The following is a 19,830-nucleotide window of genomic DNA, read 5'->3' as shown; positions in this document are numbered from 1 at the left end:
GACCGGAGGCGGGACCGTGACCGGAGGCGGGACCGTGACCGGAGGCCAAGTCGGGACGGCGGGCCCGGACGGTCAGTCCAGTTCCTTCCGCTCCGCCTTCTTCTCCAGCCGCTGCCGCTTGCGCTCCTCCTTGAGCCTGCGCTTCTCCGCGTCCCGGAGCTTGCGCTCCACCCCGACCCCGCCCATCAGCGCGAACCCGGTGACGACCACCCGCGGCGAGCCGGGGCTCACCGCCGATCCGTCGTGCGGCGCCTCGCCGAAGCCGCCCATCAGGCCGAAGCCCCTGACCTCGACGTCCATGTCCGGCGGGACCGTGACATGGACACCGCCCATGAAGGTGAAGCAGCGGATCACCACGTCGCGGTCCTCGAACCGGGCCTCGCGCAGATCGATCTCGCCGCCCGCCTGGAAGACGACCGCCGTGAACTTCCGGCCCACCGTCCACGTCCCCCTGCGGCCGAACCCGCCCCAGAACGCGAACGCGCCCTTGGACGTGGCCGGTTCGCGGCCGACGCGGTCGGCCCAGGCGGTCGGGGCGCTCTCCCCGTCCCCGTCCCGGGCCACGGCGCCGTCCGCGATCCGCGCCACGTCCGTCGTCGTCCCGGGCGCGGGGAGGTCCCGTACCAGCGGAACCAACTCGCCGTGCGTACGCGCCTTGTAGGCCACGCCGAGCCGCTCGTCGAACTCCTCCATCGTGAGCCGGCCCTCGGTCATCGCCTCACGGAGTCGCTCCGCCACCTGCTCTCGCTCGGCGTCGGAGGCACGCGTCTCAGGCCGTTCACTCGTCATAGGAGCAGAGTAGCCACCGCCTGAGGCCAACGTCACACAGCTGATCGATCCACGTACATCTTGGCGATGACCGACTCGATGTCCGGCTCCCGCACCGAGAGATCCACCAGGGGATACTCCGCCGCGATCCGCGCGACCAGCGGCGCCGCCGACTCCGTCGCCGGGAACGCCAGCCACTGCCGCGGCCCCTCCACCTTCACCACCCGCGCCCCCGCACCCACGCCCGCCACGTCGACCGGCGGCAGCTCGCGCTCCAGGTCGACGACGAGCGTCCGTTCGCTCTCCCCCACCTCGTGCAGCCCGGCCAGGGCCCCGTCGTACAGCAGCCGCCCGTGGTCAATGACCATCACCCGGCGGCAGAGCTGCTCGATGTCGGTCAGGTCGTGGGTGGTCAGCAGCACCGTCGTCGCGCGCTCCGCGTTCAGGTCGCGCAGGAACTCCCGCACCTTCGCCTTGGAGACCACGTCGAGCCCGATCGTCGGCTCGTCCAGATACAGCACCTCCGGGTCGTGCAGCAGCGCCGCCGCGATGTCGCCGCGCATCCGCTGGCCCAGCGAGAGCTGCCGTACCGGTACGTCCAGCAGCTCACCGAGATCCAGCAGCTCCACGCACCGCTCCAGATTGGTCCGGAACCGGGCGTCGGGGATCCGGTACATCCGGTGCATCAGCCGGTACGAGTCGATCAGCGGCAGATCCCACCAGAGCGTGGTGCGCTGCCCGAAGACCACGCCGATGCGGTGCGCCAGCCGCGTACGCTCCCGCGACGGGTCGATGCCCGCGACCCGCAGCCGGCCGCCGCTGGGGGTGAGGATGCCCGTGAGCATCTTGATGGTGGTGGACTTCCCGGCGCCGTTCGGGCCGATGTAGCCGACCATCTCGCCGCGCGGCACCCGGAAGCTGATGCCGTCGACGGCCCGCACCCGGTGCTTCTCGCGGCGCAGCGGGCCGGTCTTCCGGCGCACGTCGAAGACCTTCTCGACGCCGTCCAGCTCGATGAATCCCGCCGCGTCGTCCGTCGTCATCCGCGTGCCCTCTCTCTTCCGTTCCCTGGTTCCTGTCCCGGCGTTCCTGTCCCTGTCCCGGCGTTCCTGTCCCGGCCCCGTTCCTCCGCACCCGGCTCAGCTCCCCGTGCTGCGGTACGCCCGGAGCCCCGCCCGCCACGCCGCCATCGCCAGCGCGCAGCACCCGCACGCCACCACCGGCGGCAGGAACGCGACCGCGGCGGGCAGCCCCAGCGGGTTCTCCCGGCCCAGCACGTAGAGCGCCGGGATCCAGTTGACGAAGGCCAGCGGCACCAGGAACGTCACCCCGCGCACCAGGTCCTTCGCGAAGACCGTCGGCGGGTACTGGAGCAGCGTCGTCCCGCCGTACGTGAACGAGCTCTGCACCTCGGCCGCGTCCTGCGCCCAGAACTGGAACGCCGCGCCCGCCACGAACACGGAGGCGAAGATCGCCGCCCCGCAGACCACCATCATCGGCACCATCAGCACCCGTACGGGCGTCCAGTCGATGTCCACGACGAGCAGCGCGTACCCCAGCACCAGCAGCCCCTGGACGACCCGGCCCACCCGGCGCAGCGCGAACCGGTCCGCCGCGACCTGCGCCAGTACGGGGACGGGCCGCACCAGCAGCGTGTCGAGCGTGCCGTCGCGCACCCGGCGCCCCAGCCGGTCCATCGAGCCGAGGAGCAGGTCGGCGAGGCCGAAGGCGGTGGCGGACGTCCCGTAGAGGAAGGCCACCTCGGGCAGCGAGTAGCCGCCCAGGGCGTCGACGTGCGTGAACATCACGAGGATCGCCACGAAGTCGAAGAGGGTCACCGCGAAGTTCCCGAGCGCCGTCATCGCGAAGGAGGCGCGGTAGGTCATCGTCGAGCGCATCCACATGGCGACGATCAGTCCGTACGCCCGCAGCCCGTCCCGCAGCACCGCCGCACGTGAGGCCCGCGGAATCCACATCTCCGGCCGGTCGCGCTCCGGCTCCCCGGAGAGTTCCGGCTCCCCGGAGTTCTCCGGTGCCCCGGACCGTCCCCGGCCGGAGATGCCGGAGACGTCCGACAGCGTCTCGTCAGCCACCCTGGACCACCACCCTGCGCGTCGCCACGCCCTGCAGCAGCCGCCCGGCCACCAGCAGCGCCGCCGCCCAGCCGGCCTGGAACGCGTACGCCCCCGCCAGGTCCCACCCGGCCCGCCGGCCGAGGAAGACATCGGCGGGGACCTGGAGCAGCGAGGACCAGGGCAGCGCCCGCGCGATCTCGCCCAGCGCCCCGGGGAAAAGGGTGAGCGGCAGCAGCAGCCCGGAGAAGAACGTCCCCGCCAGGAACGAGATCTGCGCCACGCCCGCGCCGTCCAGCAGCCAGAACGCGGAGAGCGCGACGAGATAGCGGATCGCGAAGCTCACGACGACCCCGAGGAACACGGCGAGCAGGAACGCCGGCCAGACCAGCGCCGAACCCGGCATCGCCAGGTCGAAGACGAACGAGCCGAACACCATCGGCGCGATGCCGCGCCCCAGCAGATGGAAGGCCGCGCGGCCCAGATCCCCGGCGAGCCACCAGAGCTGGAGGTCTGCGGGGCGGTAGAGGTCGACGGCGATGTCGCCGGTACGGATCCGCTCGATCAGCTCGTCCTCGAAGCCGCCGCCCATCATGGCGCAGGTCATCAGCAGCCCCTGGCCGAGCCAGACGAAGGTGACGGCCTGGGAGAGGTCGTAACCGCCGAGCTGGGGCCGTACGTCCCAGAGGGCGGTGTAGGTGTACGCGATGATGAAGCCGAACACCGTGTTGGTGAACACCCCGGCCACGGTGGCCACCCGGTACGTCGCGTGACGCCGGAACCCTCCCGCGGCCACCGCTAAGTAGAGCCGCACGAAGGGCCCCTTTCTCTTCCGTCCCGGGCCGCTCGGCCGCAGGCACCAAAGCGCACGACCCTAGTCCGGCCGAACGGGCCACCGCGACCGAATATCCGGGTACCACCGCTCCGGCCCATCGCGTCCGGCCCTCCGGACCGTTCTGGCCGTGTTTCATAGGGCTGCGCAGCGTTTCTTATGCCTGCGTTACGAATGGACTGATACGACACCGTTATGCCGGAGAGTCAGCCTTCGGCCACGGCCGAGGGGTCTCCAGACACATGAACGACGAGCCACAGCAGCGGACCGGTCCGCGCCGGCGCCGTTTCCTCCCGTCCCGGCGCGTGGTGCTCGGCGCGTTCCTGGTGTGCGCGCTCCTCGCGATCGGCGGCTTCGCCCTCGGCTACAAGCTCGTCGGCATCCCGGCCGCCAACGCCGCGGCCACCGCCCAGTCGAACGTGTACCTGTACGCGGACGGCACCGAGATCGCCCGCGACGGCGCCGTCAACCGCGAGAACATCCAGCTCGCGCAGGTACCCAGGACCGTGCAGCGGGCCGTGCTCGCCGCCGAGGACCGCGGCTTCTACAGCGAGCCCGCCGTCGACCCGCAGGGCATGGTCCGCGCCGCCTGGAACACCGCCACCGGCAAGGGCACCCAGGGCGGCTCCACCATCACCCAGCAGTACGTCAAGAACTACTACCTCGGCCAGGAGCAGACGATCGCCCGCAAGGCCAAGGAGTTCTTCATCGCGATCAAGCTCAACCGCGAACAGTCCAAGGAACAGATCCTCCAGGGCTATCTGAACACCAGCTTCTTCGGCCGGAACGCGTACGGCATCCAGGCCGCGGCGCAGGCGTACTACGGCAAGGACGTCGAGGACATCACCACGGCGGAGGGCGCCTACCTCGCCTCACTGCTCAACGCGCCGAGCGAGTTCGACGTCGTCGTCCACCCCGAGAACAAGCCCGCCGCCGTCGCCCGCTGGAACTACGTCCTCGACGGCATGGTCAAGGAGAAGTGGCTCGACGCAGGCACCCGCGCCACCCTGAAGTTCCCCGCGCCCGGCCCGATCCGGTCCGCGGCCACCGGCCTCTCCGGACAGCGCGGCTACCTCGTCCAGGCCGTCGAGGACTACCTGGCCGGCCACCACGTCATCGGCGCCGACACCCTGGCCACCGGCGGCTACCGGATCACCACCACCCTCGACCGCAAGAAGCAGAACGCGCTGGTCAAAGCCGTCGGCAACCAGGTCACCTCGCAACTCGACAGCGGCCGCGCCGCCGACCGCAACGTCCGGGTCGGCGGAGCCTCCATCGACCCCGCGACCGGCCGGGTCGTCGCCATGTACGGCGGCATCGACTACACGAAGCAGTACGTCAACAACGCCACCCGCCGCGACTACCAGGTCGGCTCCACCTTCAAGCCGTTCGTCCTCGCCTCCGCCGTCCAGAACGGCTCCGAGACCCAGGACGGCCGGCCCATCACCCCCAACACCGTCTACGACGGCGACACCGGCCACATGGTCCAGGGCCCCACCGGCCCCACCGGCTACGCCCCCGCCAACGAGGACGACAAGGACTACGGCCCCATCACCGTCAGGACCGCCACCGACAAGTCCGTCAACGCGGTCTACGCACAGCTCGCCCAGGACGTCGGCCCCGACACCGTCAGGAAGACCGCCGTCGCCCTCGGCATCCCGGCCGGCACCCCCGACCTCACCGCCTCCCCCTCCATCGCCCTCGGCCCGGCCACCGCGAGCGTCCTCGACATGACCCAGGCGTACGCGACCCTCGCCCACCACGGCGAGCGCGTCCCGTACACGCTCGTCACCAAGGTCACCAAGAACGGCACGGATGTCGCACTGCCGCGGCGGGCCGCCACCCGGGCCGTCAGCCGGGAGGCCGCCGACACCACCACCGCCGTGCTGCGCGGCGTCGTCGACGGCGGGACCGGCACCGCCGCCCTGTCCGCGGGCCGCCCCGCGGCGGGCAAGACCGGCACGGCGGAGGAGGACCGGGCCGCCTGGTTCGCGGGATACACCCCGAACCTGGCCACCGTCGTCGCCGTCATGGGCGCCGACCCGAAGACGGCCCAGCAGAAGCCGCTGTACGGGGCGCTCGGCCAGGCCCGGATCAACGGCGGCGGCGCGCCCGCCGCCATCTGGGGCGAATACACCGCGGCCGCGCTGCGCGCCACCCCCGTGCAGGACTTCGACCTCCAGGTGGCGGCCGGCGCCGAGGAGAGCGCCTCGCCGGATCCGCAGCAGTCGCTGGAGTCCGGCATGCCCGGCAGCGCCTCGCCGCGGCCCAGCGCCCCGGGCCGCACACCGGGGCAGACCCAGGGCCCGTCACAGGGCCGAACGGGGGGCGCGACCGGCGCGGGCGGCGCCACCACCGGCGGCACCGGCGGAGGCCAGAGCCCGCCCCCGGGCCACCGCCCCCCGCCGCCGGGCGGCACGGGCGGCGGCGCCGACCAGGGGCCGACCACGGGCGGCGGCGCCGGCCAGGGACCGCCCGCCGGCGGGCAGGGCGGCCAGGGAGACACCACAGGCGGCGGTGCCGGAGACGCGAGGGATCAGGGACCGCCGGGAGGCGCGCCCGACGCCGCCGGTACGGCCGGACAGGGCCCGCCCGGGGCCCCACAGCACCAGGACCCCGGCGCCGCGCTCAGTGCCCGGACGTGACCTTCAGCCCCACCACGGCCACCACCAGCAGCGAGACGAAGAAGATCCGGGCGGCGGACGCCGGCTCCCCCAGCACCACCATGCCGAGCACCGCCGCACCGGCCGCGCCGATCCCGACCCACACGCCGTACGCCGTGCCGATCGGCAGCGTCTTCGCCGCCTGCGCGAGCAGCACCATGCTGACCACGATCCCGGCACCCGTGAACACGCTCGGCCACAGCCGCGTGAACCCCTCGGTGTACTTCATCCCGATCGACCAGGCGACCTCGACCAGACCCGCGACGACCAACAGAACCCACGCCATGACGGCACCTCCGGCACAGAAAGCACGGACAACAGGTGCGTCGTCTTTCGATTGACCCGGTACGGCGCGTCTCGTCGGGTTCCCCCCAACGTAGCAAACGGCCCGCGGAAGGTGACCGCGGGCCGCTGAAAGACCGCGGGCCGCTGACGGCCGACCACCGCGGTCGGCGTCCTACAGATAGAGCCCGGTCGAGTCCTGGGACCCCTCGAACCGGTCGGCGGCGACCGCGTGCAGATCACGCTCCCGCATCAGTACGTACGCGACCCCGCGCACCTCGACCTCGGCCCGGTCCTCCGGGTCGTACAGCACCCGGTCCCCCGGCGTCACCGTACGGACGTTCTGCCCCACGGCCACCACCTCGGCCCAGGCCAGCCGCCGGCCGACCTCCGCCGTCGCCGGGATGAGGATGCCGCCGGACGAGCGCCGCTCGCCCTCCGGGATGTCGGTCCTGACCAGCACGCGGTCGTGCAGCATCCGGATGGGCAGCTTGTCGTGTTGGCTGGGGGAGTTCTCGCTCACGCCCCAGAACCTACCTGCCCGCGGCGCGTCCGTACGCCGGAGGGGTGACACGGACCGCCGGGGGAACCGCTCATCCCTTCCGGCGCCTCGCCGGCCTGCCCGCCATCACGAGCAGCCCCACCAGCCCGACCGCGAGCAGCGCCACCGGCACCACCCGCTCCAGCCGGGGCGCACCGTCGTGCCCGACGAACGGCGCGCGCACCCCCGCGACCGTCCTGTTCACGGCGACGAACGCCCGCCCCGCCGTCTGGTCCACCCGGGAGGCCACCCTGGCCTTCGCGTCGCCGACGATCGTCTTCGGGTGCACCCGCACCCCGATCTCGTCCAGCGTCTCGGCGAGCTGCCCGCGCCTGCGGACGATGTCCGCCTCGATCTGCGCCGGGGTCCTGGAATCCGACACCGCGCTGCCTCCGTCGTCGTGTCCGGTAGTCCTTGGGCGACAGTCTGTCAGCTCCGCCCCGACCGCACCCGACGGCACCCCCGATTACGCTCGGGCACGTACGACCGCGAGCCCGCCCCACGACCTACGGAGAACCATGAGCGAGCGACTCACCCCCGGCGACACCGCCCCGGCCTTCACCCTGCCCGACGCGGACGGCAAGGACGTCTCGCTCGCCGACCACAAGGGCCGCAAGGTCATCGTCTACTTCTACCCCGCCGCGCTCACCCCGGGCTGCACCAAGCAGGCGTGCGACTTCACGGACAACCTCGACCTGCTCGCGGGCGCCGGGTACGACGTCATCGGCGTGTCACCGGACAAGCCGGAGAAGCTCGCGAAGTTCCGCGACCAGGAGAGCCTGAAGGTCACCCTCGTCGGCGACCCGTCCAAGCAGATCCTGGAGAGCTACGGCGCCTTCGGCGAGAAGAAGATGTACGGCAAGACCGTGACCGGCGTGATCCGCTCCACGATCGTCGTCGACGAACAGGGCAAGGTCGAGCACGCGTTCTACAACGTACGGGCCACGGGCCACGTGGCGAAGATCATCAAGGACCTCGGCATCTGACTGCCCGGGACGCTGTGACCGAAGTCCCACTTCCGCGGGACTTCGGTTTGCATCCGCCATCGCCGTACAGAAGGTTCCCTTGGACTGCTTCACTCCGAGGAAAGGACCCGCGCCATGGCCGGCCAGGAGCACGACGAGGCGGCCGACCCCGCAGCGGTCAAACGCCACCCCACCCTCTTCCGCACCATCAGGCAGCGGAAAAACCCCAAGCTGCGCCGGTCGGACATCACCGTCACCGACGAACGAGCGGTCAAGCGCGCGGTGAAGGCGGCCTCCCTGGGCAACGCCATGGAGTGGTTCGACTTCGGCATCTACAGCTATCTCGCGGTCACCATCGGGCATGTCTTCTTCCCTTCGGGGAACCCCACGATCGAGCTGCTCTCCTCCTTCGCGACATTCGCCGTCGCGTTCCTCGTACGGCCACTCGGGGGAATGTTCTTCGGCCCGATGGGTGACCGGCTCGGCCGCAAGAAGGTCCTCGCGCTGACGATGATGCTGATGGCGCTCGGCACCTTCGCCATCGGCCTGATCCCCTCGTACGCCACGATCGGCTTCTGGGCCCCGGCGCTCCTGATCCTCTTCCGGCTGGTCCAGGGCTTCTCCACGGGCGGCGAGTACGGCGGGGCGTCCACCTTCATCGCCGAGTACGCGCCCGACAAGCGCCGCGGGTACTTCGGCAGCTTCCTCGAATTCGGCACCCTCGCCGGGTACGTCGGCGCGGCGGGCCTCGTCACCGCGCTCACCGCCGCGCTCGGCTCCGACACGATGGAGGCCTGGGGCTGGCGCGTACCGTTCCTCATCGGCGGCCCGCTCGGTCTGATCGGCCTCTACCTGCGACTGCGCCTCGACGAGACGCCCGCCTTCCTGAAGCTGGAGTCGGAGAGCGCCCACGCCTCGGAGGCGGCGGACACGGTGGAGGCCACGACGAAGGACGACCTGGTCGACATCTTCCGCCGGTACTGGCCCGCGCTGATCCTCTGCATCGCGCTCGTCGGCGCGTACAACATCACCGACTACATGCTGCTGTCGTACATGCCGACGTACCTCTCGGACCAGCTCGGCTACAGCGAGACGCACGGGCTGCTGATCCTGCTGGGCGTGATGGTCGCGCTGATGCTGGTCATCAGCCAGGTCGGCAAGCTCAGCGACCACTACGGCCGTAAACCGCTGCTGATGACCGGCATGCTTGGCTTCTTCTTCCTCTCCCTGCCGGCCTTCCTGCTGATCAAACAGGGCGGCGTCCCCGCGATCACGGCGGGCATGCTGATGCTCGGCCTCTCCCTGGTCTGCCTCCTGGGCACCATGTCGGCCGCGCTCCCCGCACTCTTCCCCACCCACGTCCGGTACGGCTCCCTGGCCGTCGGCTACAACCTCGCCGCCTCCCTCTTCGGCGGCACGACCCCCCTGGTCATCACCGCCCTCATCAGCCTGACCGGCGACGACCTGATGCCGGCGTACTACGCGATGGCGGCGGCGCTGGTGGGCGTGATCGCGGTGGCCTGCATGAAGGAAACAGCCCGCAAACCCCTCACGGGCTCACCCCCGTCGGTGGAGACGGAGGAGGAAGCGGTGGAACTGGTCCAGTCCCAGACCCCGGAACCGAAGTTCTGACGCTCCGTCAGGCCCAGAGCCCTGCAGGCTCCGTGTGTCCCCCTCTCCCACTCCCCCGTCCCCCGGCAGGTCGCCTCGCCCGATAGCATGGTGGCCTGCTTGCGGCGGTGGCGCAGTGGCGACGCAGCAGACTTAGGATCTGTGGCCTGTGAAAGGGCTTGAGGGTTCGAATCCCTTCCGCCGCACAGCAAACGGCGTGCGTATCGAAGGATCGATACGCACGCCGTTTCTTCTCCCCGGCCCTCAGCCCAGCAGCTCCCGCACCACCGGTACCAGCGCCCGAAAGGCTTTGCCGCGGTGGCTGATCGCGTTCTTCTCCGCCGCCGTCAGTTCCGCGCAGGTGCGTGTCTCGCCGTCCGGCTGGAGGATCGGGTCGTAGCCGAAGCCGCCCGTGCCGGCCGGGGTGGGGCGGAGGGTGCCCTGGAGGCGGCCTTCGACGACGCGTTCCGTGCCGTCCGGGAGGGCGAGGGCGGCGGCGCAGGCGAAGTGGGCCGTGCGGTGGGGCGGGGCGATGTCGGCGAGTTGGGCGAGGAGCAGGTCCAGGTTGGCCCGGTCGTCGCCGTGGGTGCCCGCCCAGCGGGCGGAGAAGATGCCGGGGGCGCCGCCCAGGACGTCGACGCAGAGGCCGGAGTCGTCGGCCACGGCGGGGAGGCCGGTGGCGGTGGCGAGGGCGTGGGCCTTGAGGAGGGCGTTCTCGGCGAAGGTGACGCCGGTCTCCTTGACGTCGGGAATGTCGGGGTACGCCTCCGCCCCGACCAGGTCGTGCGGCAGGCCGGCGCCGGCGAGGATGGCCTTGAGTTCGGTGATTTTCCCGGCGTTGCGGGTGGCGAGGATCAGGCGGGTCATGCCCACCAGTATCCGTACCGTACGGACGCGCCGGGCGGGCGCCCGTACGGTACGGGGCGCACAGGTACGGGGCCGGTCAGGCCGTGCGGGCCAGGGCCTCGTTCTGGACGGCGGCGAGGTCGACGCAGCCGGCCGTCGCCAGGTCCAGGAGGGCGTTCAGCTCCTTGCGGTCGAAGGGCTCGGCCTCGGCGGTGCCCTGGACCTCGACGAAGCGGCCGTCGCCGGTGCAGACGACGTTCATGTCGGTCTCGGCGCGGACGTCCTCCGCGTAGCAGAGGTCGAGGAGCGGCGCGCCGTCGACGATGCCGACGCTGACGGCGGCGACGGTGCCGGTGAGGGGGCGGCGGCCGGCCTTGACGATCTTCTTGCCCTGGGCCCAGGCGACCGCGTCGGCGAGGGCGACGTAGGCGCCGGTGATGGCGGCGGTGCGGGTGCCGCCGTCGGCCTGGAGGACGTCGCAGTCGAGGACGATGGTGTTCTCGCCGAGCGCCTTGTAGTCGATGACGGCGCGCAGGGACCGGCCGATGAGGCGGCTGATCTCGTGGGTGCGTCCGCCGATCTTGCCGCGTACGGCTTCGCGGTCGCCGCGGGTGTTGGTGGCGCGGGGCAGCATGGAGTATTCGGCGGTGACCCAGCCTTCGCCGCTGCCCTTGCGCCAGCGCGGGACGCCTTCGCTGACGGAGGCGGTGCAGAAGACCTTGGTGTCACCGAAGGAGATGAGGACGGAGCCCTCGGCGTGCTTGCTCCATCCACGTTCGATGGTGACGGGGCGGAGCTGTTCGGGGGTGCGGCCGTCGATTCGAGACATGGCCGTGAGCCTATCCGGAGGCGGGGAGGAGCCTGATCCGGCGGTCGTGACCGTGGTCGGATTCAGGCCCCGTCCGTGCGGCGCGGCGTCGGGGGCGGGCCGAGCCCCGGCTGTTGCGCCGCGGCTTCGGCGGACCTACATCATGTCTTCGATGTCCGCCGCGATGGGGTCGGCGTCCGTGCCGATGACCACCTGGACCGCGGTGCCCATCTTGACCACGCCGTGGGCTCCGGCGGCCTTGAGCGCGGTCTCGTCGACGAGGTCGGGGTCGACGACTTCGGTGCGGAGGCGGGTGATGCAGCCCTCGATCTCCTCGATGTTGTCGAGCCCGCCGAGCCCGGCGACGATCTTCTCAGCCTTGGTGGCCATGTCTTTACTCCCTGACGTTCGAACACAGACCGTTTCGTCACCGTAACGCACGGTTGGCCCATCTTCGCGGGCGTGCGGTCACGCCGTACCGAATGATGGCGGGGAGAAGCCTAGCCCAACTGGTCTACACCAGTCGTGGCGGGATGGCGGAGGGGCGGGCGAGGGACGGGAGAACGCCGATGAGCGCCGACAGCACCGCCGCGCCCGGGCAGCCGGCGGGGCCGCGGCAGCGGCGCTGGAGCGGGCTGTTCCAGGGGCTCCAGAAGGTCGGCCGGAGTCTGCAGCTCCCGGTGGCGGTGCTGCCCGCCGCCGGTCTGCTGGTCAGCCTGGGCAATCTCTTCTCGGCGTATCTGCACGGGCCGTTCTGGGACCGGACGGCGAAGGTGTTCACGCAGGGCGGTACGGCGATCCTCGACGGGGCGTTCGGGCTGCCGCTGCTCTTCTGCATCGGCGTGGCGATCGGCTTCGCGAAGAAGGCGGACGGGTCGACGGCGCTCGCCGCGGTCGCCGGTTTCCTCGTCTACCACAACGTGCTGGCGGCGTTCCCGGTCGGCGGCTCGGTGACGAAGGCGGCGCCGGAGGGGGTGCCGCAGAATCCGGGGGTGCTCGGGGGCATTCTGATCGGGCTGCTGACGGCGGTGGTGTGGCAGCGGTTCCACCGGACGCGGCTGGTGGACTGGCTGGGGTTCTTCAACGGGCGCCGGCTGGTGCCGATCCTGATGGCGTTCATCGGTGTGGTGCTGGGCGTGGCCTTCGGACTGCTGTGGCAGCCGGTGGGTGACGCGCTGACGGCGTTCGCCAAGCAGCTCATCGGGCTCGGCGCCTGGGGTGCGGGGATCTTCGGGGTGGCGAACAGGCTGCTCATCCCGATCGGCATGCATCAGTTCCTGAACACGTTCTTCTGGTTCCAGGCGGGTTCGTTCACCAAGCCGGACGGGACGACGGTCCAGGGCGATCTGACCCGGTTCTTCGCGGGGGACCCGTCGGCGGGGCAGTTCATGTCGGGGTTCTTCCCGATCATGATGTTCGGCCTGCCGGCCGCCGCGCTGGCCATCACACACTGCGCGCGCCCGGAGCACCGCAAGCGGATCGCGGGGCTGATGCTCTCCGTCGCCCTGACGTCGTTCGTCACGGGGGTGACGGAGCCGCTGGAGTTCTCCTTCATGTTCGCGGCGCCGCTGCTGTACGGGGCGCACGCGCTGCTGACGGGCGCCTCGATGGCGATCACCTGGGCGCTGGGGGTGCACGCGGGGTTCAGCTTCTCGGCGGGGCTGATCGACTATGTCGTCAACTGGCACCTGGACACCAAGCCCTGGCTGATCATCCCGATCGGTCTGTGCTTCGCGGTGATCTATTACGTGGTGTTCCGCTTCGCGATCACCGTGTTCGACATTCCCACGCCGGGGCGGGAGCCTGAGGAGCTGGAGCGGGAGGGCGAGCAGCAGAACACCAGGGCGTGAGGGCCCGGCGGGTCCGCCGGAGCGTAATCCACGTCACATTTTTCGCCGAATTGCGGCGGTTCCTTATCCCTTCCTCACCGTGTACAACTGGTCTAAACCAATAGTGGTGTAGACCACGCGGCCGCGTGCCGCGTTCCCCCTGGAGGAAGTTGATGTCCACGGCCAGCGCCGCCCCCGCGGCGGAGAACAAGCCCGCTGCGGAGAAGCCGAAAAGGGGCAGCGCTGTCATGTCCGTGATGCAGCGTATCGGGCGCAGCCTGATGCTGCCCGTCGCGGTCCTGCCCGCCGGGGCGCTGCTCGTCCGGCTCGGGAACGCGGACATGCTCGGCCGTGACTCGTTCCCCGCGTTCGTCACGAAGATCGCGGGCTTCATGGCCGCGGGCGGCAACGCGATCCTGGACAACATGCCACTGCTGTTCGCCGTGGGCATCGCGATCGGCTTCGCGAAGAAGGCGGACGGCTCGACCGCGCTCGCCGCCGTCACCGGCTATCTGGTCTTCAAGAGCGTGCTGGCCACCTTCACCGACTCCAACCTGCCCAAGGTGGCGCAGGTGGTGGACGGGAAGGTGGTGATGACGGACGCGCCCGTCGACGCGAAGGTGCTCGGCGGTGTGGTGATGGGCATCGTGGTCGCCCTGCTGTACCAGAAGTTCTACCGGACGAAGCTGCCGGACTGGGCGGGCTTCTTCGGCGGCCGGCGTCTCGTCCCGATCCTCGCCGCCTTCGCGGGGCTCGTGATCGGCATCGTCTTCGGCTACATTTGGCCGGTTCTGGGCGCCGGACTGCACAACTTCGGTGAGTGGCTGGTGGGTTCGGGCGCGGTCGGCGCGGGCATCTTCGGTGTCGCCAACCGTGCACTGATCCCGGTGGGCATGCACCACCTCCTCAACTCGTTCCCGTGGTTCCAGGCCGGTACGTTCGACGGGAAGAGCGGCGACATCAACCGCTTCCTGGCGGGCGACCCGACGGCGGGGCAGTTCATGACCGGCTTCTTCCCCATCATGATGTTCGCGCTCCCCGCGGCCTGTCTGGCCATCACGCACTGCGCGCGCCCCGAGCGCCGCAAGGCCGTCGGTGGCATGATGCTCTCGCTCGCGCTGACCGCGTTCGTGACGGGCGTCACGGAGCCGATCGAGTTCACGTTCATGTTCATCGCGCCCGTGCTGTACGCGATCCACGCGGTGCTGACCGGTGTGTCCATGGCGCTGACCTGGGCGCTCGGCATGAAGGACGGCTTCGGCTTCTCGGCGGGCGCGGTCGACTTCTTCCTCAACCTGGGCATCGCGACCAACCCGTGGGGGCTCGCGCTGGTCGGGCTCTGTTTCGCGGCCCTCTACTACGCGATCTTCCGCTTCGCGATCGTACGGTTCAACCTTCCGACGCCGGGCCGGGAGTCGGACGAGGAACTCGCCGAACTCCGCAAGGCGGAGGCCAAGTAGGCGGCTCTCCCGCTCCCCCAGGGCCCCGTGGGCCCGGCCGATGTCAGGACCGGCCGGGCCCACGGTCACGTGCGTCGTGCGCCGGATCGCGTACGCCGAGTCCTCGGGCGCCGGGTTCCGTGCGGCGCGTCCCGTGCGGCGCGTCAGATCTCGTAGACCGCACCCGGAACGGCCAGTTCCGCCGGGCCCGCGTACACGTCGCGCGCGTCGGCCAGGTTCCGGTCGCCGTCCGTCCACGGCGGCACATGCGTGAGGACGAGCCTGCGGGCGCGGGCGCGGGCGGCGTGGGCGCCGGCCTCGCGGCCGTTGAGGTGCAGGCCCTCCACGTCCTCCTTGCCGTACGTGAAGGCCGCCTCGCAGAGGAAGAGGTCCGTGTCCTCGGCCAGCTCGACCAGCGGGTCGCAGACGCCGGTGTCCCCGGAGTACGTGAGGGACCTGCCCTCGTGCTCGACGCGGATCGCGAACGTGTCGACGGGGTGCGCGACCTTCTCCGTACGGACGGAGAACGGGCCGATGTCGAACGAGCCCGAGCCCGGCTTGAGGGTGTGGAAGTCGAAGACCTCGCTCATCGCCTTGTCCGAAGGGGTGTCCGCGTACGCCGTGGTGAGGCGCTGTTCGGTGCCTTCGGGGCCGTAGACGGGGATCGCGTCGCAGCGTCCGCCGTCGAAGCGGTAGTAGCGCGCGACGAAGTAGCCGCACATGTCGATGCAGTGGTCGGCGTGGAGGTGGCTGAGGAAGATGGCGTCGAGGTCGTAGAGACCACAGTGGCGCTGCAACTCTCCGAGGGCGCCATTACCCAGGTCGAGGAGCAGCCGGAAGTCGTCGGCCTCTACGAGGTAGCTGGAGCAGGCCGATCCCGCGGAGGGGAACGAGCCCGAACAGCCGACGACGGTGAGCTTCATGGAGCGGGAACCTCCGTGGCGTGGACGGCGGGGCGACGGGGGTCGTGCGATTTACCGAGCGTAAAGCGCGAAAGGGCTGGTCGCTCCTTCACAGTGGTCCGTTGTGGGGGAACTCACCCAGGACGTCACTGGTTCGGATGGTCCGTACGGGTGGGCCCGCTCCCCGCGCCGTGTGGCCCGTCCGCCTGTGCGCCCTTTCACACTCCTTCGCACTCCTTCACGCCCCTTCTCACGTACAGCACACGCGGGCGGGGCGGCGCGGCGGCGCGGGGACCACGGCACCGGCCCCTGCGCCGCCCCGGCCGCGGGCACTACGCCCAGAGCTGGCCGTGCAGCCTCTCGATCGCCTCTTCGGTCGTCGCCGCGGTGTAGACGCCCGTCGACAGGTACTTCCAGCCGCCGTCCGCCACGACGAACACGATGTCGGCGCTCTCCCCCGCCTTGACCGCCTTCCGGCCCACACCGATCGCCGCGTGCAGCGCCGCGCCGGTGGAGACGCCCGCGAAGATGCCTTCCTGCTGGAGGAGTTCGCGGGTACGGGCGACCGCGTCCGCCGAGCCGACGGAGAAGCGGGTGGTGAGCACCGAGGCGTCGTACAGCTCGGGGACGAAGCCCTCGTCGAGGTTGCGCAGCCCGTAGACGAGGTCGTCGTAGCGGGGCTCCGCCGCGACGATCCGGACGGAGTCGACGTGCTCGCGCAGATAGCGGCCGACGCCCATGAGCGTGCCGGTGGTGCCGAGGCCCGCCACGAAGTGGGTGATGGACGGCAGGTCGGCCAGGATCTCCGGGCCCGTCGTGGCGTAGTGGGCGCCCGCGTTGTCGGGGTTGCCGTACTGGTAGAGCATCACCCAGGAGGGGTTCTCCGCCGCCAGCTCCTTCGCCACCCGTACGGCGGTGTTGGAGCCGCCCGCGGCGGGGGACGAGACGATCTCCGCCCCCCACATGGCGAGCAGGTCGCGCCGTTCCTGCGAGGTGTTCTCCGGCATGACGCAGACGATGCGGTAGCCCTTGAGCCGGGCCGCCATGGCGAGCGAGATGCCGGTGTTGCCGCTGGTGGGCTCCAGGATCGTGCAGCCGGGGGTGAGCCGGCCGTCCTTCTCGGCCTGCTCGACCATGTGGAGCGCCGGCCGATCCTTCACGGAGCCGGTCGGGTTGCGGTCCTCCAGCTTGGCCCAGATCCGTACGTCGTCCGACGGGGAGAGCCGGACGAGACGGACCAGGGGCGTGTTGCCGACCGCCGCCAGCGGGGAGTCGTACCGCATCAGACGGAGCGCTTCGGGTCGGGCGCGCCGCCGGCCACGGCCGGGAGGATAGTGACGCTGTCGCCGTCGGCGAGCTTGGTGGCGACGCCGTCCAGGAAGCGGACGTCCTCGTCGTTGAGGTAGACGTTGACGAAGCGGCGGAGCTGGTTGTCCTTGGCGGGGTCGATCAGCCGCTCCCGGATGCCGGCGTGCCGGGTGTCGAGGTCGGCGAAGAGCGCGGAGAGCGTGTCGCCGGTGCCCTCGACCGCCTTGGCGCCGTCGGTGTAGGTGCGGAGGATGGTCGGGATGCGGACCTCGATGGCCATGGCATGGGCTCCTGTCGGGAGACGTCGTGACGGGCGGGAGACTGCGTGACGGGCGCGCGGCTCGGGCCCCCCGCGCGAGGGGGTGGTGCGGCTTGCGGAGATGCGACGACGTGCGAGTACGTACGGGTACGGAGGACCGCGCTCCGGGCAGGCCGTCGCTCAGCCGGCGGCGCGGCCGGGACAGATGGCGCTGGCGAGGCGGCACAGATCGACGTGCAGCCGCGCCACGAGCAGCGGTGTGCTCGGCGTCTTGTCGCTCACGTCGATGGAAACCATGCGCTCATCGTATCGATTCCCGTTTGGCGCCCGGGCATGCGTTCCCAGTCCGTGGACGTCTGACGTCCAGGGAGTGGACAGCCGGGCGGAGAGGGCACAGGACCTGCGGCGTGGGGCCGGTCAGACGATCTCCACGGGCTCTTCCTCCACCGTGCCGTCCACGATGCGGTACGAGCGGAACTGGAAGGGGCCGGAGCCGTCGGTGTCGGCGGTGGAGACCAGGACGTAGTGGGCGCCGGGCTCGTTGGCGTAGGTGATGTCCGTACGGGACGGGTACGCCTCGGTCGCGGTGTGCGAGTGGTAGATGATCACCGGTTCCTCGTCGCGGTCGTCCATCTCGCGGTACAGCTTGAGGAGGTCCACCGAGTCGAACTCGTAGAAGGTGGGCGAACGGGCGGCGTTCAGCATGGGGATGAACCGCTCGGCCCGGCCGGTGCCCTCGGGGCCCGCGACGACGCCGCACGCCTCGTCGGGGTGGTCGGCTCGCGCGTGCGCGACGATCTGGTCGTGCAGGGCCTGGGTGATGGTGAGCATGAAGAAAATATAGAGGGACCGGCACACGCGCCCCCGGATCAGGGGGTCGGCCAGGATCCGGGGGCGGGGCGGGGCGGGGCGGGGCGGGGACGGGAACGGGCAGGCGGGCAGGCCTCAGGGGGTGCCCGTGCGGGTCAGTCGGCGGCGGGGGCGTACTCCGGGGTGCCGGAGGGCCCGGAGGGCTTCGGCCGCTCCGGGGCGCGGTTCTTCACGTACCGCCAGCCGATCGCGAGGAAGACGGCCCAGACCGCCCCCACGTAGAGGGAGATCCGCGCGTCGCTGTCGTACGCGATGAGGCAGGTGACCAGGGTGAGGAAGCCGGCCGCGATCCAGCTGAAGAGCGATCCGCCGGGCGCAGGGAAGGACGAGGCGGGCAGCCGGCCCGCCTCCACCGCGCGCCGGTAGCGGATGTGGCTGATCAGGATCATCATCCAGGTCCAGATGCCGGCGGCGGTGGCGACCGAGGTCACATAGCCGAACGCCTTTTCCGGGACGATGTAGTTGAGGATCACACCGACGCCCATGAGGGCGACGGAGACGGCGATGCCGACGGCCGGGGTCCGGCGGGCGTTGAGCCGGCCGAAGGCGCTCGGTGCCTCGCTGTTGGCGGCGAGGTCGCGCAGCATCCGGCCGGTGGAGTACATGCCGGAGTTGCAGGAGGAGAGCGCGGCGGTCAGCACGACGAAGTTGACGATGCCTGCGGCGAGCGGGATGCCCATCGTCTCGAAGGCGTGGACGAAGGGGCTGGTGCCCTCCTGGAACTCGGTCCACTTCACGACGGAGAGGATGACGAGGAGCGCGCCGACGTAGAAGACGATGATGCGCCAGGGCAGCGTGTTGATGGCCTTGGGGAGGGTCTTCTCGGGGTTCTCGGACTCGCCCGCCGTGACGCCGACCAGTTCGACGGCGAGGTAGGCGAACATGACGCCCTGGAGGGTCATCAGGCTGGAGCCGATGCCGTTGGGGAAGACTCCCTTGTGCTCCCAGAGGTTGGCGGCGGTGGCGGTGTCACCGGCGTCCGAGAAGCCGAGGGTGAGCACGCCGAGGCCGATCACGATCATGCCGATGATGGCGGTGACCTTGATCATCGAGAACCAGAACTCGACCTCGCCGAAGATCTTCACCGAGATCAGGTTCACCCCGAAGAGGACCACGAGGAAGACGAGCGCGCTGACCCACTGGGGGATCTGCGGGAACCAGAAGTGGATGTAGATCGCGGCGGCGGTGAGTTCCGCCATGCCGGTGACGACCCACATCAGCCAGTACGTCCAGCCGGTGGCGAAGCCGAAGAAGGGGCCGAGGAACTCGCGGGCGTACTCCGCGAAGGATCCCGAGACGGGCCGGTAGAGCAGCAGTTCGCCCAGCGCCCGCATGATGAAGAAGATCACGACGCCGGCGAGGGCGTACATGAGGATGATGCTGGGACCGGCCTTGGCGATGTTCGCCCCGGCGCCCATGAAGAGGCCGACGCCGATCGCGCCGCCGATGGCGATCATCTGGACCTGGCGACTGCCGAGTCCGCGCTCGTACCCCTCTTCACCCGGGCCGTGCCCGGCGGGACCGCCGGCGGGCCCTTCGCCGCCGTACTCCTTGTCGACCTGCGCAGAGGTCATGGTCGTGCGCCCTTTCTCCATGCAGATCCGAGACCGTGCCCGGCCGCGGACCAGTTTCGTGATCCCCCCCCGGAAGTGGATGGAGTGCCGCCGGCGTTCGGCCGGTCGGAAAACACCCCCGGGGACAGGGGTGGCGTCCCCGGGGGGTCCGGCAGATCTATCACGGGAGGGCGGGCGGCCGGCGCCCGCGACTGTGGCACAGCCCACAGGAAAAAGGGGACGAATCGCACCGCGAACCGCAAAGAAGGCCGCGGTGGTGAC

At 70.6% G+C, this 19,830-nt stretch carries 21 protein-coding genes, 1 tRNA gene and 1 riboswitch; of the genes, 6 read left to right on the top strand and 16 right to left on the bottom strand.

Features of this window, described 5'->3' with window-relative positions; translation table 11 throughout:
- Window positions 1-72: 72 nt before the first annotated feature.
- The 4 genes from ACFTZC_RS06695 to ACFTZC_RS06680 all read right to left on the bottom strand — a co-directional run bounded on the left by ACFTZC_RS06695 (window position 73) and on the right by ACFTZC_RS06680 (window position 3,654).
- A complete protein-coding gene (locus tag ACFTZC_RS06695) occupies window positions 73-789 on the bottom strand; it encodes a DUF1707 domain-containing protein (protein ID WP_382887475.1) in 717 nt (238 codons plus the stop codon).
- A gap of 32 nt (window positions 790-821) precedes the next feature.
- Window positions 822-1,811, bottom strand: a complete 990-nt coding sequence (locus tag ACFTZC_RS06690) for an ATP-binding cassette domain-containing protein (protein ID WP_382887473.1) — start codon at window positions 1,809-1,811, stop codon at window positions 822-824.
- A 96-nt stretch (window positions 1,812-1,907) separates the two neighbouring features.
- The gene (locus ACFTZC_RS06685) at window positions 1,908-2,744 is read right to left on the bottom strand and encodes an ABC transporter permease (RefSeq protein WP_382887779.1); all 837 of its coding nucleotides are present in this window, start codon (window positions 2,742-2,744) and stop codon (window positions 1,908-1,910) included.
- A 109-nt stretch (window positions 2,745-2,853) separates the two neighbouring features.
- Complete coding sequence (locus ACFTZC_RS06680) at window positions 2,854-3,654, bottom strand: ABC transporter permease (RefSeq protein WP_382887471.1); 801 nt, start codon at window positions 3,652-3,654, stop codon at window positions 2,854-2,856.
- A 197-nt stretch (window positions 3,655-3,851) separates the two neighbouring features.
- Here ACFTZC_RS06680 and ACFTZC_RS06675 point away from each other — a divergent pair, with 197 nt between their 5' ends.
- Window positions 3,852-6,317, top strand: a complete 2,466-nt coding sequence (locus ACFTZC_RS06675) for a transglycosylase domain-containing protein (protein WP_382887777.1) — start codon at window positions 3,852-3,854, stop codon at window positions 6,315-6,317.
- Here ACFTZC_RS06675 and sugE read toward each other — a convergent pair.
- From sugE to ACFTZC_RS06660, 3 genes are all read right to left on the bottom strand, one after another.
- On the bottom strand, window positions 6,301-6,621 hold the full coding sequence (gene sugE, locus ACFTZC_RS06670) for a quaternary ammonium compound efflux SMR transporter SugE (protein WP_365813014.1): 321 nt from the start codon (window positions 6,619-6,621) through the stop codon (window positions 6,301-6,303). The genes ACFTZC_RS06675 and sugE overlap by 17 nt on opposite strands.
- Window positions 6,622-6,655: 34 nt before the next feature.
- A riboswitch (guanidine-III (ykkC-III) riboswitch) is annotated at window positions 6,656-6,727 on the bottom strand.
- 65 nt (window positions 6,728-6,792) lie between these two features.
- The gene (locus ACFTZC_RS06665; RefSeq protein WP_329827408.1) at window positions 6,793-7,095 is read right to left on the bottom strand and encodes a co-chaperone GroES; all 303 of its coding nucleotides are present in this window, start codon (window positions 7,093-7,095) and stop codon (window positions 6,793-6,795) included.
- A 115-nt stretch (window positions 7,096-7,210) separates the two neighbouring features.
- Window positions 7,211-7,540 (bottom strand): DUF3618 domain-containing protein, encoded by a 330-nt coding sequence (locus ACFTZC_RS06660; RefSeq protein ID WP_382887469.1) that lies wholly within the window; start codon window positions 7,538-7,540, stop codon window positions 7,211-7,213.
- Window positions 7,541-7,676: 136 nt separating this feature from the next.
- On the opposite strand from ACFTZC_RS06660, the gene bcp reads away from it, so the two are divergent.
- From bcp to ACFTZC_RS06645, 3 genes are all read left to right on the top strand, one after another.
- Window positions 7,677-8,144 carry a thioredoxin-dependent thiol peroxidase gene (bcp, locus tag ACFTZC_RS06655; RefSeq protein ID WP_382887467.1) on the top strand — a complete coding sequence of 156 codons (468 nt, stop codon included), beginning with the start codon at window positions 7,677-7,679 and terminating at the stop codon, window positions 8,142-8,144.
- A 114-nt stretch (window positions 8,145-8,258) separates the two neighbouring features.
- Window positions 8,259-9,755, top strand: a complete 1,497-nt coding sequence (gene proP, locus ACFTZC_RS06650) for a glycine betaine/L-proline transporter ProP (RefSeq protein ID WP_382887465.1) — start codon at window positions 8,259-8,261, stop codon at window positions 9,753-9,755.
- A gap of 101 nt (window positions 9,756-9,856) precedes the next feature.
- Window positions 9,857-9,940, top strand: a tRNA-Leu gene (locus tag ACFTZC_RS06645).
- A 58-nt stretch (window positions 9,941-9,998) separates the two neighbouring features.
- Here ACFTZC_RS06645 and rdgB read toward each other — a convergent pair.
- From rdgB to ACFTZC_RS06630, 3 genes are all read right to left on the bottom strand, one after another.
- Complete coding sequence (gene rdgB / locus ACFTZC_RS06640) at window positions 9,999-10,601, bottom strand: RdgB/HAM1 family non-canonical purine NTP pyrophosphatase (RefSeq protein ID WP_382887463.1); 603 nt, start codon at window positions 10,599-10,601, stop codon at window positions 9,999-10,001.
- A gap of 76 nt (window positions 10,602-10,677) precedes the next feature.
- Window positions 10,678-11,409, bottom strand: a complete 732-nt coding sequence (gene rph, locus ACFTZC_RS06635) for a ribonuclease PH (protein WP_382887461.1) — start codon at window positions 11,407-11,409, stop codon at window positions 10,678-10,680.
- Window positions 11,410-11,544: 135 nt separating this feature from the next.
- On the bottom strand, window positions 11,545-11,778 hold the full coding sequence (locus ACFTZC_RS06630; RefSeq protein WP_365813002.1) for a PTS glucose/sucrose transporter subunit IIB: 234 nt from the start codon (window positions 11,776-11,778) through the stop codon (window positions 11,545-11,547).
- Between the two features lie 179 nt (window positions 11,779-11,957).
- On the opposite strand from ACFTZC_RS06630, the gene ACFTZC_RS06625 reads away from it, so the two are divergent.
- Together ACFTZC_RS06625 and ACFTZC_RS06620 are read left to right on the top strand one after the other, a co-directional pair.
- A complete protein-coding gene (locus ACFTZC_RS06625; protein ID WP_382887458.1) occupies window positions 11,958-13,238 on the top strand; it encodes a PTS transporter subunit EIIC in 1,281 nt (426 codons plus the stop codon).
- Window positions 13,239-13,390: 152 nt separating this feature from the next.
- Window positions 13,391-14,677, top strand: coding sequence for a PTS transporter subunit EIIC (locus tag ACFTZC_RS06620; RefSeq protein ID WP_382887456.1), 1,287 nt, complete (start codon window positions 13,391-13,393; stop codon window positions 14,675-14,677).
- Window positions 14,678-14,820: 143 nt separating this feature from the next.
- On the opposite strand, the gene ACFTZC_RS06615 is transcribed toward ACFTZC_RS06620, so the two are convergent.
- The 6 genes from ACFTZC_RS06615 to ACFTZC_RS06590 form a co-directional block, all read right to left on the bottom strand.
- On the bottom strand, window positions 14,821-15,579 hold the full coding sequence (locus tag ACFTZC_RS06615; protein WP_382887454.1) for an MBL fold metallo-hydrolase: 759 nt from the start codon (window positions 15,577-15,579) through the stop codon (window positions 14,821-14,823).
- 311 nt (window positions 15,580-15,890) lie between these two features.
- Entirely contained in the window at window positions 15,891-16,841 is a 951-nt protein-coding gene (locus ACFTZC_RS06610; RefSeq protein ID WP_382887452.1) for a PLP-dependent cysteine synthase family protein, read from the bottom strand.
- Complete coding sequence (locus tag ACFTZC_RS06605) at window positions 16,841-17,146, bottom strand: MoaD/ThiS family protein (RefSeq protein ID WP_382887451.1); 306 nt, start codon at window positions 17,144-17,146, stop codon at window positions 16,841-16,843. Before ACFTZC_RS06605 ends, ACFTZC_RS06610 begins: the two co-directional genes overlap by 1 nt.
- Before the next feature lie 159 nt (window positions 17,147-17,305).
- The gene (locus tag ACFTZC_RS06600; protein ID WP_365812991.1) at window positions 17,306-17,422 is read right to left on the bottom strand and encodes a putative leader peptide; all 117 of its coding nucleotides are present in this window, start codon (window positions 17,420-17,422) and stop codon (window positions 17,306-17,308) included.
- A gap of 120 nt (window positions 17,423-17,542) precedes the next feature.
- Window positions 17,543-17,956 carry a M67 family metallopeptidase gene (locus tag ACFTZC_RS06595; RefSeq protein WP_365812989.1) on the bottom strand — a complete coding sequence of 138 codons (414 nt, stop codon included), beginning with the start codon at window positions 17,954-17,956 and terminating at the stop codon, window positions 17,543-17,545.
- Between the two features lie 134 nt (window positions 17,957-18,090).
- Window positions 18,091-19,569 (bottom strand): amino acid permease, encoded by a 1,479-nt coding sequence (locus ACFTZC_RS06590; protein WP_382887449.1) that lies wholly within the window; start codon window positions 19,567-19,569, stop codon window positions 18,091-18,093.
- Window positions 19,570-19,830 lie beyond the last annotated feature (261 nt).

Origin of the sequence: Streptomyces sp. NPDC056987 (genome assembly GCF_042673865.1) — a bacterium.
GTDB lineage: Bacteria > Actinomycetota > Actinomycetes > Streptomycetales > Streptomycetaceae > Streptomyces.
Note: the sequence above shows the minus strand (reverse complement) of the source record. Positions and strands in the feature narration are given on the sequence as shown.

Coding starts and splice junctions, on each gene's coding strand:
- ACFTZC_RS06600 (WP_365812991.1), bottom strand. CDS start 17,422: ATGGTTTCCATCGACGTGAGCGACAAGACGCCGAGCACACCGCTGCTC.
- rdgB (WP_382887463.1), bottom strand. CDS start 10,601: ATGACCCGCCTGATCCTCGCCACCCGCAACGCCGGGAAAATCACCGAA.
- ACFTZC_RS06690 (WP_382887473.1), bottom strand. CDS start 1,811: ATGACGACGGACGACGCGGCGGGATTCATCGAGCTGGACGGCGTCGAG.
- ACFTZC_RS06595 (WP_365812989.1), bottom strand. CDS start 17,956: ATGCTCACCATCACCCAGGCCCTGCACGACCAGATCGTCGCGCACGCG.
- ACFTZC_RS06685 (WP_382887779.1), bottom strand. CDS start 2,744: ATGTGGATTCCGCGGGCCTCACGTGCGGCGGTGCTGCGGGACGGGCTG.
- ACFTZC_RS06590 (WP_382887449.1), bottom strand. CDS start 19,569: ATGACCTCTGCGCAGGTCGACAAGGAGTACGGCGGCGAAGGGCCCGCC.
- sugE (WP_365813014.1), bottom strand. CDS start 6,621: ATGGCGTGGGTTCTGTTGGTCGTCGCGGGTCTGGTCGAGGTCGCCTGG.
- ACFTZC_RS06620 (WP_382887456.1), top strand. CDS start 13,391: ATGTCCACGGCCAGCGCCGCCCCCGCGGCGGAGAACAAGCCCGCTGCG.
- ACFTZC_RS06615 (WP_382887454.1), bottom strand. CDS start 15,579: ATGAAGCTCACCGTCGTCGGCTGTTCGGGCTCGTTCCCCTCCGCGGGA.
- ACFTZC_RS06630 (WP_365813002.1), bottom strand. CDS start 11,778: ATGGCCACCAAGGCTGAGAAGATCGTCGCCGGGCTCGGCGGGCTCGAC.
- ACFTZC_RS06625 (WP_382887458.1), top strand. CDS start 11,958: ATGAGCGCCGACAGCACCGCCGCGCCCGGGCAGCCGGCGGGGCCGCGG.
- rph (WP_382887461.1), bottom strand. CDS start 11,409: ATGTCTCGAATCGACGGCCGCACCCCCGAACAGCTCCGCCCCGTCACC.
- ACFTZC_RS06695 (WP_382887475.1), bottom strand. CDS start 789: ATGACGAGTGAACGGCCTGAGACGCGTGCCTCCGACGCCGAGCGAGAG.
- ACFTZC_RS06605 (WP_382887451.1), bottom strand. CDS start 17,146: ATGGCCATCGAGGTCCGCATCCCGACCATCCTCCGCACCTACACCGAC.
- ACFTZC_RS06665 (WP_329827408.1), bottom strand. CDS start 7,095: ATGCTGCACGACCGCGTGCTGGTCAGGACCGACATCCCGGAGGGCGAG.
- proP (WP_382887465.1), top strand. CDS start 8,259: ATGGCCGGCCAGGAGCACGACGAGGCGGCCGACCCCGCAGCGGTCAAA.
- ACFTZC_RS06610 (WP_382887452.1), bottom strand. CDS start 16,841: ATGCGGTACGACTCCCCGCTGGCGGCGGTCGGCAACACGCCCCTGGTC.
- bcp (WP_382887467.1), top strand. CDS start 7,677: ATGAGCGAGCGACTCACCCCCGGCGACACCGCCCCGGCCTTCACCCTG.